This window comes from Coprococcus intestinalis, from assembly GCF_023656595.1.
Taxonomy (GTDB): domain Bacteria; phylum Bacillota; class Clostridia; order Lachnospirales; family Lachnospiraceae; genus Coprococcus_A; species Coprococcus_A intestinihominis.
Genome location: NZ_JAMOKJ010000035.1, coordinates 1 through 13324 on the forward strand (window position 1 = coordinate 1; position 13324 = coordinate 13324).

The 13324-nt window shown below is 40.0% G+C and carries 11 protein-coding genes, 1 tRNA gene and 2 pseudogenes; 11 read left to right on the forward strand and 3 right to left on the reverse strand.

Annotation, left to right across the window (positions count from 1 at the left end; all coding sequences use genetic code 11):
- Positions 1–32 precede the first annotated feature (32 nt).
- Positions 33–107 (forward strand) — tRNA-Pro (locus NBH03_RS15525).
- Between the two features lie 215 nt (positions 108–322).
- Here the strand turns inward: NBH03_RS15525 and NBH03_RS15530 are convergent.
- Positions 323–784: pseudogene (locus tag NBH03_RS15530) on the reverse strand (phosphatidylglycerol lysyltransferase domain-containing protein); the annotation flags it as partial.
- Positions 785–926: 142 nt separating this feature from the next.
- Entirely contained in the window at positions 927–1814 is an 888-nt protein-coding gene (locus NBH03_RS15535; protein ID WP_215631839.1) for an AraC family transcriptional regulator, read from the reverse strand.
- 301 nt (positions 1815–2115) lie between these two features.
- On the opposite strand from NBH03_RS15535, the gene NBH03_RS15540 reads away from it, so the two are divergent.
- The 5 genes from NBH03_RS15540 (at position 2116) to NBH03_RS15560 (ending at position 8889) form a co-directional block, all read left to right on the forward strand.
- Positions 2116–3009 (forward strand): carbohydrate ABC transporter permease, encoded by an 894-nt coding sequence (locus NBH03_RS15540; RefSeq protein ID WP_250800107.1) that lies wholly within the window; start codon positions 2116–2118, stop codon positions 3007–3009.
- Entirely contained in the window at positions 3009–3839 is an 831-nt protein-coding gene (locus NBH03_RS15545) for a carbohydrate ABC transporter permease (RefSeq protein ID WP_250800108.1), read from the forward strand. The genes NBH03_RS15540 and NBH03_RS15545 overlap by 1 nt, the downstream gene beginning before the upstream one ends.
- A 41-nt stretch (positions 3840–3880) precedes the next feature.
- On the forward strand, positions 3881–5191 hold the full coding sequence (locus NBH03_RS15550) for an ABC transporter substrate-binding protein (RefSeq protein ID WP_215688884.1): 1311 nt from the start codon (positions 3881–3883) through the stop codon (positions 5189–5191).
- Between the two features lie 40 nt (positions 5192–5231).
- A complete protein-coding gene (locus tag NBH03_RS15555; RefSeq protein ID WP_215688883.1) occupies positions 5232–7553 on the forward strand; it encodes a glycoside hydrolase family 3 C-terminal domain-containing protein in 2322 nt (773 codons plus the stop codon).
- 67 nt (positions 7554–7620) lie between these two features.
- Positions 7621–8889 carry an amidohydrolase family protein gene (locus NBH03_RS15560; RefSeq protein ID WP_250800109.1) on the forward strand — a complete coding sequence of 423 codons (1269 nt, stop codon included), beginning with the start codon at positions 7621–7623 and terminating at the stop codon, positions 8887–8889.
- Positions 8890–8995: 106 nt separating this feature from the next.
- On the opposite strand, the pseudogene NBH03_RS15565 reads toward NBH03_RS15560, so the two are convergent.
- Positions 8996–9199: pseudogene (locus tag NBH03_RS15565) on the reverse strand (Uma2 family endonuclease); the annotation flags it as partial.
- A gap of 272 nt (positions 9200–9471) precedes the next feature.
- Here NBH03_RS15565 and NBH03_RS16255 point away from each other — a divergent pair.
- The 5 genes from NBH03_RS16255 to NBH03_RS15585 all read left to right on the forward strand — a co-directional run bounded on the left by NBH03_RS16255 (position 9472) and on the right by NBH03_RS15585 (position 13096).
- Positions 9472–9591, forward strand: a complete 120-nt coding sequence (locus NBH03_RS16255) for a hypothetical protein (protein ID WP_442872341.1) — start codon at positions 9472–9474, stop codon at positions 9589–9591.
- A gap of 156 nt (positions 9592–9747) precedes the next feature.
- Positions 9748–10644, forward strand: coding sequence for a restriction endonuclease (locus NBH03_RS15570; RefSeq protein WP_215688872.1), 897 nt, complete (start codon positions 9748–9750; stop codon positions 10642–10644).
- A gap of 41 nt (positions 10645–10685) precedes the next feature.
- Positions 10686–11027: an arsenate reductase family protein gene (locus NBH03_RS15575; RefSeq protein WP_215631830.1), complete on the forward strand. Its 342-nt coding sequence runs from the start codon at positions 10686–10688 to the stop codon at positions 11025–11027.
- 6 nt (positions 11028–11033) lie between these two features.
- The gene (locus NBH03_RS15580; protein ID WP_250800110.1) at positions 11034–12131 is read left to right on the forward strand and encodes a transglutaminase domain-containing protein; all 1098 of its coding nucleotides are present in this window, start codon (positions 11034–11036) and stop codon (positions 12129–12131) included.
- A 290-nt stretch (positions 12132–12421) separates the two neighbouring features.
- Entirely contained in the window at positions 12422–13096 is a 675-nt protein-coding gene (locus tag NBH03_RS15585; RefSeq protein WP_250800111.1) for an SH3 domain-containing protein, read from the forward strand.
- Positions 13097–13324: the final 228 nt, after the last annotated feature.

A 13324-nucleotide genomic window follows, 5' to 3' on the forward strand; every position in this document is an offset into this window, starting at 1 on the left:
GTGCATGGTTTTTATTTTATAATGCTTTATATCGGGGTGTGGCTCAGCTTGGCTAGAGCGCTTGATTTGGGATCAAGAGGTCGCAGGTTCGAATCCTGTCACCCCGATGACCATAAATAGATAATAAATAGATAAACAAAAATAGAAAAGCTGTTGTTTTACAGATGAGATTTGTAAAACAACAGCTTTTTTAAATATTTGGATATTGGAAAGGTTTAAAATTTTCGGATGATCCGGTGCTTGGCACTATTTCTTTAAACGTTTCAGTTCACCTTTCAGAATGATCATAATATAACCGCGGATGCCGTGCGGATTCTGAATTTCAACTGCAGCAGTATCCAATACCTTCTTTAAATACCTGGAATGCCTGATAAATAATCGTTTCCATTACACCGCCTGGAGCATCCTTGCCATGCCTTGTGACATCCGCCATATAACCGTTTTTGCCAAGAAATGGTACAAAGACAATGAAAGCAACCATTTTCCCATCTGAATTCAGTGCATAGAAATAACGTTTGTCCATTGGATTTTCCAATCCGACGGTACCCATGGTAAACTGCAACATGCCGCTTTTTTTAACTTCCAGCCATTCATTGGTAATGCGGTTGAATTCTTTGTCTATGGCAGGGTCACGTTTTTCAAGAACTTTGTATTCATGGACGGTGACACCGGCTTTGGTGGCATGATTGATATTCATACGCATTTTAGCACCCTTTTTGCCGGTAATCTCATAGTCAGAAAGCTTGAAACGGGCCTCTTCGCCGCTTTTTACAAGGCCAAAACCCTGCTTTTCATATCAGGAGGATATCCGGAAATGTCTGGATGCGGGTATGAATACACATTTAAGCAAACCGATAGAGATTAAAAAACCACTCCAACAGTATTTTTGAAAAAGGATACTGATTTGGAACGGTTTTATTTTTGGTTTACAGAAAACCATGAGTTCTCAAATAGGCTCTTTTTTGATGGGACATATCGGAGTCTTTACTGTTTTTTCGGTATTTGAGAGGTGTTTCGCCATAATAGCTGTAAAAAGCACTGGAGAAGGCCCGTGCATCCGAAAAACCGTTGTCCAGAGCAATTTGCAGTATAGACAGATCCGTGTCCATCAGATCCTGATAGGCATGATGAACACGGATGCTGGTCAGATATTTCTTGAAAGTGGTGTCCATGTATGTTTTAAATGTACGTGAGAGATGTTCCTTTGAGAGTGAAAAAACATCGGCCAGCATTTCTAATGAAAGTGGTTCCATATAATGGTTATCAATATAGTCGATAATTTCTGTGCAGCGTTCAATATGCTTTTGTGATTTGATAGAATGAGGAACGAGTTTTGGGGCTTTACATTCGGAAAACAGAATGTAAAGAATTTCATAAAAGAAACTGTTGAGCTTTAGTTGATAAAGAGGAAGCTGGCTGCGATTGCGGAAAATCGGATAAATTTCCGCAAAAGCAGATTCCAATTTATTATAAGCATCAGATGAAGGCTCTACGATATAGCGGTAATTATTAAAAGTCGGAAAAACAGCCATGAGAAAACTATATGGAAAGATAATCGAAAGCATTTCGCTTTCTGAATGATAGTTTGTATGACAGCCATGAATGTCGCAGCTGTTGATTAACAGGATGTCATGAGGATGTGCTTCGAGTTCATGTCCGTTAATTTCAAATAAGCAGGAACCTTTGATGATATATGAAATTTCCAGACTTCGATGCCAGTGCTTCTTGACATCGGTAATACAATTTTCTGATTGAAGATAGACCCATGCGAGAAATTGTTCAGGAACTTTGATCGTTTCATGAAAATAATCCATAATTGCCTCCCTTTTGAAAATTCATAGCATAAAAATATCAAAAAAATGATAAATAAATGTAATATTAGTATAATTTATAAGCAAAAAAATGTCAATTAAAAGAATAAAAACTGATAAAACATCAAAAAAATGATGATGAGTCAAAAATAAAACATCAAAAAAATGTATTTTACTTGTTAAAAAATGAGATGATTATTCACAGGGATTGATTATAATAGAGATATCAATTCAACGAATAAAAATATCAGGTGCTATTAGTAACCGGTATCTGCCGGTAAGGGTGAGGGAGGAATAGCGTTTTATGAACAGGAAGAAGTCTTTTAATCGTCCGGCTTTGTGGGAACATCTTTTATTTTTGGGTCCGGCATCAATTGTGTTTCTCATTGTCATTATTATACCGTTTATCATCAGTGTTGGCTATTCGTTTACAGACTGGAACGGTGTATCTTCAAATATTTCATTTATAGGTATCAAGAATTTCATAGATATTTTTACCGGAAAGAGTAATTTTCTCGGCGCATTCAAGTTTACATTCATTATTGCAATATGTAATGTTGTTTGCATGAACATAGCAGGTATTGCGATAGCAGCACTGTTAACGACAAAAATTCCGTTGCAGAGTGCATTTCGAGTTGTATTTTATCTTCCGAATATCATCGGAGGATTGATCCTTGGTTTTGTATGGCAGTTTATTTTTATCAATGGTGTACCTGCAATCGGCAAATTATTGCATTTCGGGCCGTTGATGACTCCGTGGCTTGGAACAGAAATGACGGCCTATGCAGCCATTGTGATTGTATCCGTATGGCAGGGGATGGGGTATGTGATGGTTATCATGATTGCTGCGTTAACCGGCATTTCTTCAGAACTTGTTGAAGCAGCCAAGATTGATGGTGCCAACGCATTTCAGATTTTCTTTAAGATCAAGCTGCCTTTATGTATGCCATATATTACATTATGCCTGTTCTGGACGATTTCTCAGGCATTCAAGATGTTTGATCTGAATTATTCTTTGACAAAGGGAGGGCCGTATGGCTCCACAGTATCTCTTGCATTGAATATTTATAATGATGCCTTTGCGAATAATAAATATGGTCTTGCAACAGCAGAATCCTTTGTATTTTTTGTGATTATCCTGGTTATTACATCTGTTCAGATGTATTTCTCCAGAAAGAAAGAGGAGGAATTGATGTAATGAACAAAAGAGCGAAAAAGCAAAAAGCCATTATATTTGTGATCGTATTGATTCTGGCATTAATCTTCGTATATCCGCTTTTTTTAATTGTGATGAACTCAGTTAAGCCGTTAGCTCAGATTTTGACAAAGCCTTTGAGCTGGCCGGATGTTTTTCAGACAGAAAATTATGTAAAGGCATTCAAAGAAGTGAATGTACTGCATGTCATGAAGAATACAGCCGTTTTGACGATAGGTTCTGTTGCAGGTATTACTTTACTTGCGGCGATGACTGCATATTGGACATTCAGATATCAGACGAAATATTCAAAAGTCTTTGAGACCTTTGTTATATTATCGATGTTGATTCCCTTTGCATCATTGATGCTGCCCCTTGTACAGGTAATGAAAGTACTGGGACTCAATAATTCTATGTTTGGAACAATTCTGACTTATTGGGGAATCGGTCTTGCTTTTGCGTTTTTTATGATGCAGAGTGCGGTCAAAGGGCTTCCGGTGGAACTGGAAGAGTCAGCTCGAATTGATGGCTGTTCAAGAACAAGAATTTTCTTTTCAATCATCATTCCGCTTTTGAAGCCAACAATGGTCAGCGTGGTGTTGATGGATATGTTCTGGATATGGAATGATTTTATGGTTCCGTTAATTATGATGAATAATGAACGATTGATGACGATTCAGTTGTCAATCAGCAGATTATTCGGACAGTACGCCAGTAAATGGGATATTGCATTGCCGGCATTGGTAATGACGATTCTGCCGATTGTTATTGTATTTATTCTTTTACAGAAAAAGATCATGGACGGTGTTATTGCCGGGGCTGTAAAAGGTTAAATAATAGAGGAAACTTAACTAAAGGATTAAGGAGGAAGACGATGAAGAAGATGAAAAAAGCAGCAGCTTTAATGATGACAGTTGCAATGATGCTCAGCATGGCTGCATGCGGCAACAGTGGTGCAAAGGAAACAACAGGTGCAGCAGAAGGATCTGATACACAGGTGGCATCTCAGGCAGCAGATGGTGAGGAGAAGACAATTTATATTTATCAGATGAAAACAGAAATTCAGGATGCCCTTGAGAAGGTGTGTGAAGTTTACTCTGAATCTCATCCAGGGGTTAAATTTGTCTGCGAGTCTGCATCTGATAATTATGCAACGAGTTTGAAGACAAAGTTTTCAGGCGGTGATGCACCGGACATTTTCAGTATTCAGGGGTATTCAGATGCACTTGTGTGGCAGTCACAGTTAGCAGATCTGACAGGTGAACCTTTTACATCTGAAATGATAGATACTTCAGCAGAAAATGTTACGCTTGACGGTAAAGTGGTTGCATTTCCTTTGTCTGTAGAGGCAGCAGGTTATGTTTATAATACAGCACTTTTTGAACAGGCAGGTATTACAAAAGTACCGACAACAAAAGAAGAATTAGCAGAAGATGTACAGAAACTGGCAGATGCCGGTGTATCCGCACCTATTTCAGAAACTTATATGGACTGGTATCAGTTAGGCAACTTTATGATCAACCTTGGTTTTGCTGGCCAGGAAGATCCTAAGGCATTCATTGATGGTTTGTCGGATGGTTCTGCATCATTTGTGGGAAATAAAGTATTTGAAGAACTGGCAGATTTCATTACATTTGAATATGCTTTAGATACAAATCCTTCAACAACAGACTTTAATACACAGACATCTTTAGTTGGTTCCGGTGATATGGCTATTACAATCGGCGGTAACTGGTCACAGCCAACGTATGATGCAATCAACCCGGATCTGCCTGTAAGTCTGATGGGTATTCCTTATTCTAGTGATGAAAAAGAAAATGATCAGTTATATTTGGTAGGTACATACTGGGGTGTCAACAAGGATTCCGAGAATCTTGATACAGTTAAAGACTTTATCAACTGGCTTGTTACATCTGATGAAGGTAAAGAATGCATGACAAAGACATTACAGCTGATTCCTGCATACAACAATATGGAAGCAGATGCGGACAGTATTGGTACTCTTGGCAAAGCTGTTTCTGATTACATGGCAGCAGGCAAAGTAGACAACATCTACTATACATTCTATCCGGATGGTTTTGCGCAGGCAGCAGGTGAAGCTGTACAGAAACTTGGTGCAGGCAAATCCACAAACGAGGAATTCCTTCAGGAGCTTCAGGATGCCTGGGATAACCTTTCTAAATAATAGCTCAAAAATTAAATTTACAGAATTGGCAGGTTAATCAATGAAAAAAGAACAAATTGAAGAAATCATCAGCAAAATGACACTGCATGAAAAAGTTCTCTTGTGTACAGGAAAGAATTCATGGAGAACAAGAGATTATGAAAAACTTGGCATTCCATCAATTCTGGTAAGCGATGGAACAAGCGGTGTAAGATTTCAGATTGGTTCTGATCAGCCAGAGGAGATGTCTTTTTATGACAGCCTTGGTGGCAGTTTTGACAATGAGGAAGCCATGTCACGTACATACAGAGCCACTTGTTTTCCAAGTGGCTCTGCTATTGCCTCTTCATGGGATACAGAGTTGATCGGAGAAATCGGTAAAAAACTTGCAGGTGAGTGCAAGGAACTTGGAATTAATATGCTTTTGGGACCGGGAATGAATATTCACAGACATCCATTGACGGCAAGAAATTTTGAATATTATTCAGAAGATCCGGTTATAACAGGTGAGATGGCAGCAGCGATTGTGAGCAGTGTACAGCATGAAGGTGTCGGCACATGTATGAAACATTTTGCATGTCATAATTCGGATTCCAGGCGTACGCGTGTGAATGTACATGTTAGTGAAAGAGCACTACGGGAGATTTATCTTGCAGGTTACGAGCGGGTTGTGAGAAAAGCACATCCGGTGAGTCTGATGACCGCTTATAATAAGATTAATGGAGAAGAAGTCAGCGGTGATAACAGAATAACAAGAGATATTCTGAAGGACGAATGGGGATTTGACGGTACTGTCGTTTGCGACTGGGGAGCCGTTAAAGATCCGGTTGAAGCAAGTAAAGGACGAATCGATCTTCAAATGCCTTTAAGCAAGAGTTCTGCTGCTTATCTTGAACAAGCTGTAGAGACTGGACAGCTGGATGAAAAGTTGGTTAATGAAAGAGTAGCGCGAATTTTGAAACTTGTTTTCCAATTAAAAGAGTGGGAAGCAGGATGGGATACAGTGAAGCATGAAGACAGTCATTGGTTGGCAGTTGAAGCTGCTGCAGAGTCTATGGTTCTTGTAAAGAATGAAAATCAGATTTTGCCGTTAAAACCACAAAAAGGTGAGAAAATTGCTGTACTGGGACATATGGCAAAAGAACCGAAATATCAGGGAACTGGATGCGCAGCAGTTCATGCCAGAAAGGTTGATATACCATATGAACAGATGATTCCGTATTTAACAGAGTGTGAAGTTAAATTTGCAGAGGGATATCAGGCCGATGGAACGACAACAGATGAATTGATTAGAGAAGCCGTTCAAACAGCAAAGGAAGCGAATCAGGTTCTTCTGTTTGTGGGAAGTTTTCTTCCTGGTGAAGATGATGATTATAATCGTAAAGATATCAAATTGTCGGAAGGAATGACGCGATTAATTGATGCTGTTTCTGCAGTGAATAAAAATTGTATTGTTATCTTATCCAGCGGAGAAGTTTGTGAAATGCCATGGCGTCATCAGGTTTCAGCCGTACTTTTGACATGGTTTTCAGGTGAAGGTATGGGTAGTGCCATTGCAGATATTCTGTTTGGCAAAGTATCACCATCCGGTCGTCTGGCTAACACAGTTCCGGAGCGTCTGCAGGATACACCGGCCTACCTTTCATTTGATGGTAATGTATATGAAATTCCATATGCGGAAGATATCTATGTCGGATATCGCTATTATGAAAAGAAGGGTATTCAGCCAGCCTATCCTTTCGGATATGGTTTGTCATATACATCATTTGAATATGAACATCTGGCGGTCAGCGAAGAGAATGACCATACAATCGTGACAGTTGATGTGACCAATACAGGTGCTGTAGCGGCAAAACATGTTGTAGAACTTTTTATTGAACCAAAGATGAAGACAAGACTGCCAAGACCGGTGAGAGAATTAAAAGCATTCAAGAAGATATTTTTACAGCCGGGGGAGAAAAAGCAAGTATGTTTTTCGTTGGAGCGCAGAGATTTTGCATATTATGATCCAAAGGTGAAAGACTGGGTGATTGAGAATGGCGCCTATGCGATTGAAATCTGTCATGACAGCATGAATGTGGCAGTGTCTGCAGAAATTACAAAATCCGGTGAAAAATATCTTGTACCATTGGGCTATGACTGTGGTTTTTATGAAATGTTCCAGTATCCTGAAGTGAAAAAAATGTTCTATGAATTCCTCGTAGAGCAGGGGCTTGTGACCGCAGATCAGGTGAATGATAATCTTGAAAAAGGTATTATTTGGAGTTTCTGGGCAGTCAGATCTTATCTGGATATGAATAGTAATGGTTTGATCAGCTTTGAGGCATATAACAGATTCATAGACAGGGCCAATGAAGTCATCAAAAAGATGAAAGCAAAATAGCAGGCAGGCACTGTCATCAGATTTTGTATAGAATTTGGAGTCGAAAGACTGAGTGGAGTAAATAGATATGGCAGTAAAATTATACCATGGAGATATTGTGTATACGCCATCTGCAGATGCGTTGGCAGTTTATGAAAACAGCTATATTGCAGTGGATAGTGGAAAAGTCGAGGGGATTTATCCGGTAATTCCGGAGAAATATAAGCATGCAGAATGTATAGATTATGGACGTCAGATGATTATTCCGGCTTTTTCGGATCTGCATGTCCATGGTGCACAGTATGTGCAGAGAGGCATTGGTATGGATTGCCTTTTGTCAGACTGGCTGAACAACTATACATTTCCGCAGGAAGCCGGATTTAAAGATCTGTCTTATGCAAAGAAGTGTTATGATGCTTTTGTGGATGATATGATTTGTCATGGAACATTTCATGCCAATGTTTTTGGAACCATCCATCGTGAGGCAACAGACTATTTGTTCAGGAAAATGGAAGAAAAGGGCATGTATGGTTTTGTAGGAAAAGTCAATATGGATTGTAATTCTCCGGAGTTTCTCATTGAGACAACAGAAGATTCACTGAGAGAAACAGAAATCTATTTGGACAGTCATACAGGCAGCGGGAAAGTCAAACCGATCCTTGCACCGCGTTTTGCACCGACCTGCAGTGAAAAACTGATGACAGGTCTTGGCAAGCTTGCAGCGAAATACCATTGCGGTGTGCATACACATCTGGTGGAATCAATCTGGGAAGCAGAGGAAGCATTAAGATGTTTTCCTGGATATCATTCAGATGCAGAGATTTATGAGCGTGCCGGTCTGATGGACCATGGCCCTTCAATTTTTGCACACGTTATTTTCCCGACAAAAGAAGACAAGCGCATCATGAAAGAGCACGGCAGTTTTTCGGTTCACTGCCCGGACGCAACGACCAATATTATTGCGGGCATTATGCCGCTGGCGGCTATGCATGATGAAGAAATGAAGATTGCTATTGGTTCAGATGTGGCCGGAGGACACAGCATTGCCATATACAAGCAGATTGCGCGTGCCGTTCAGCTCTCAAAATTAAAGGAATTTTATGAGCCGGATCAGAGTCAGACAATTACGCTTACGCAGGCTTTTTATCATGCAACAAAAGAAGCAGGAAGCGTCTTTGGAAAAGTCGGATCCTTTGAAAAGGGATATCAGTTTAATGCTCTGGTTATTGATACTATGGAAGATTCATGGGTACCGCTTACGGCAGAAGAACGTCTGGAGCGATTCTGTTATATAGGGGATGACCGGAACATCAGAGCAAGATTTATAGACGGGAAAGAGATTCATTTTGAAAACTAATTAAAACCAAATAGGTAAAAAAACATGGAAAAACACAGCATTTTAAGTTGAGTGGTAAGGAATATCGGCTTAAATGCTGTGTTTTTTATTATTAAGAAAGAAAATCAGAAAGTTTAATCTGATAATCCATGCGCTGACTGGATGGGGATACAATTTCGATGATCCAGTCGGGAGCTCCATTGCAGCCATATTCATTAAGTTTATCCGCATCACAAATAACAGAAATATCGGGTTCAAGGTAATTGTGGTCATTCCTGTTCAAAGAAACAGCAAAAGGTGCGGGATAAACCTCACAGGAAACCTTGTTGTTTCCCGTCAGGAAGTTCGTAGATATCTTTTGTTGTATAGGTATTTCACTTTGCCAGTGGCATGACAGTGACCTTCTTTTAAAAAATATGGTGATGTATTAATAATATTATATATGATTTGAGTATATTCATGAATATTTAATGCAGTTAGAACAACAAACAAATTATATATTATCATTTGATGACAATTTGGAAATTCCTGCATTGTTAAAAGCGGTAGGTATTTGTTTTCGTAAATATCAGGAGCTATTTGACAGATGAACAGATACAGGAATTGATTAAGGAAATTAGATATCAGGAGGCGAAAATTCTGTTTATGGAAAGTCAAGAAAGGGCTTGCCTGGAAGGAGGAATGCGGTATATTATAGATAGAGATGGTTGTGAAATCTATTAAAATCACACAGCTTGGGTACCTTGTTTTATGCAGGTGATAGCATTTCATTTTTGAATTTGAGGTTTGAGAATGATGTAATGGTATTAAAACAGGTTATTCCCTGTCGGTTGTGATAGGGAATTTTAGTATATAAGGAGAGAATAACTAGGAGGCAGAATGGCAGTACCAAAGTATTATGAAATGTATCATTCTTTTCTTCAGAGTTTATCGGATGGCGAAGAGCATCCGTATTCAGATGTCAAAAAGAAAGTAATAGAAGATTTTAAGCTGACAGATATAGAACTGGCAGAGCTGCTGCCAAGTGGAAAACAGCCTGTGTTCAGCAATCGCATTGGATGGTGCAGAACGTATCTGAAAAAGGCGGGGTTGATAGAAAGTCCGACAAAAGCGCATTTTATGATTACAAAATCAGGAAGAGAAGTATTGAAATCAGGGAAAAAAATTACCAATGAGGTTCTTAGAGAATTTCCTTCTTTTGTAAAGTTTATTGACGGTGATACCAAGAAAGTTAAAGATACTGCAGAAGAAAAGGATTCTTTAAACAATGATGAGACACCGCAGGAGACTTTGGAGCGGGTGTATGGAGAATTAAATAATGTCTTAAAAGATGAACTTTTAACTCGGATTCACGAAAAATCGCCGGATTTCTTTGAAAAAATGGTGGTTGAGCTGATGGAAAAGATGGGATACGGCCGTGGTCAGATTACCCAGAAAAGCAGAGATGAGGGAATAGATGGCATGGTGTATCAGGATAAATTGGGTTTTGATGTCATCTATATTCAGGCAAAGCGATATGATTTGGAAAAAACGGTTGGACGTCCGGAACTTCAGAAGTTTGGAGGCGCCATACCGGAGAAGAATGCTAAGGGTTTATTTGTGACAACCGGCAGATTTTCTCCGGATGCACAGAAGTATGCCAATGACCGGCATATTATTCTTATTGACGGACAGCATCTGGCAGAGCTAATGATTGAACATGATTTTGGTGTCAGCACAGAGTATACCTATCGGATCAAACGAATCGATATGGATGTTTTTGAAGAGGAAGACTGAACATTTATAGTATAAAAGATAGTATAGACGAAAGGACTTTTATGAACATACAGATTTTCGGCACATCAAAGTGCTTTGATTCAAAGAAGGCCATGCGTTATTTCAAGGAGCGCGGCATTAAGTATCAGTGGATTGATATGAAGGAAAAGGGGCTCAGCAAAGGGGAGTATACAAAGGTGAAACAGGCTGTAGGCGGTCTGGATGCTATGCTGAATCCGAAGTGCAAGGATCAGGATACACTGGCGCTGATCAAGTATATTGCAGATGAAGACAAGGATGAAAAGGTGTTGGAGAATCAGCAGGTATTAAAGACACCGATTGTCCGAAACGGTGCGCAGGCGACAGTGGGCTATCAGCCGGATGTTTGGAAAGGCTGGAAGTAAGCTAAGATGGAACCGTATTATTATCAGAAGATGAACAAGCAGAAGCAGGCGGTGTACCATGCCATTTTACAGGAAATTACGGCTTTATCAGATGAATTCCAGATTCCTGCCCTGGATGGACCGGAGTTGTACGATGTATTTTTCCAGCTGCGGCTGGATCATCCGGAGATTTTTTGGGCTACAGGATTCAAGTACAAATATTTCAAAGATTCACCGAATTATATTTTTATACCGGAGTATATTTTTGAGAAGAATAAGATCCGGGAGCATCAGAAGGCGCTGAAAGCTAGAGTGGACAAACTGGCAAGACCGGCAAAAAATTTTTCAGACATTGAAAAAGAAAAGTATGTTCATGATTTTATCTGTGAGAATGTACGTTATGATAAGCTGAAAAAGGCCTATTCCCATGAGATAATCGGGCCTCTTGGACAGGGGGTCGGTGTCTGTGAAGGTATTGCCAAGTCAGTGAAAATTCTGTGTGATGCACTGAATCTCTGGTGCATCATAGCCATTTGCGGAAATAATCCTGAAAAAGGTATTAAGTACAGACATACCTGGAATATTATCCGGCTGGATGGAAAGTATTATCATCTGGATGCCACATTTGACAACAGTCTCGGGCGCAGTGGAAGCGGTGCACCGGAGATTCGTTATGATTATTTCAATTTGGACGATAAAGCTGTATTCAGGGATCATGAGCCGTTGATTGCGCCGGCACCTGCATGTACTGACAACAGCCGTTTTTATTACAAAGAGAAGAAGCTGTCTTTTACAAAGACAGAGGAGGTATATAAGCGTTTTCTTCAGGCGGCCAAAAAGGGAAAAACATTGACCTTTCACTGGAGGGGCGGTTATCTGACCCGGGAAGTACTGGAGGAATTGTTAGATTTGATGCAGCAGGCCGGTGCAGTAAAGAATAAAACAGCTGTGGTTGGTTTGAACTGGGCCCAGGCAGTGCTGCGGCTGCATTATGTGGAGAGTGCGGAGGCAGGCGATGAGAATGCAGAAGCAGCGAATGGTGCAATCGGAAAGGGAACGCATAAGGCAAAAATTGACGTGACCATGGAAGACGCCAATGAAGGCGAGCAGATTGAGACGGATTAATTGTGTAATATATATAACAGCATAAATGTAAAACAGCATAAATGATTATCAGCCCCGGAATGACAATGTTTCGGGACTTTTTGTATGCAGAAAAGGTATTTCGACTTGTGGATTGGGTGTTGTGTCGATGATTGGAAAATGTTGCAGGAAACATAAATTTGACAAAAGAGTAATAATATGATATATTATCCGTAATGTTTTTGTAACAAATGAAATATTTTATTAAAAAACAGATGTCACTATTACAAAAAGAAAATGTAAAACTACGTTTTTACAGGAGGTTTATATCAATGATTAAAAGAAAACTTGCATTACTTGGCACTGCTGTTGCAGTATCTTTACTGATGACAGTACCGGCATTTGCAGCTGACACCAAAGATACAGACACTGCACAGAACGCACAGAATACACAGAGCGTACAGGAAGAGAAGACAGAAGAGAATACAGGCTATGTAACATGTTCTGTTCTCAATGTGCGCAGAGCCAGCTCTGAGAAATCAGATAAAGTCGGAACACTGAAGAGGGGTGAAGAAGTCAAGATTCTGAGAGATGAGGAGAATGGCTGGTATGCAATTGATTTTGAAGGTCACGTCCGATATGTTCACGGTGATTATATTACAACAGATCAGAACGAGGTGAATGGTTATACAGCAAGCAGCTGGGATGGGCCTGTTCTGACTGCTTCGGCAGGTACGATTAACGGACCAAGCGGTAAGGAAACATATTATAATTTGAATATGTCTGGGGTTGTCAGCATTATGAGAAGTCTTGGCAATACAGATGAGTACTGGGTCAGAGACGACGGTGCCAAGATGCTTGGCAATTATGTAATGGTTGCTGCCAATCTGAATGTCCATCCGAGAGGCTCAATTGTAGAGACGAGTCTTGGACTTGGTATTGTCTGTGATACAGGTGGCTTTGCATCCGGCAATTCCACACAGCTTGATATTGCAGTCAGCTGGTAGAGCAAATGCCCATTGCAGTCAGGCTGTCTGACAATTTTAAGAATAATTAAAAACGGAAACAATTCTATGATAGAAATAAGTCGAAGAGCAGTGCTTTTCGGCTTATTTTAGTTTGCGCGCCATGGGCGCGCTCTAACGGGTGAAAGTCCCGAACACGCCTAGGCGACAAGGAAGTGTATAGCTGAACAGCAAGGGTGTCTATCGTAAGGTAGAATCTGAAGGAAGCTG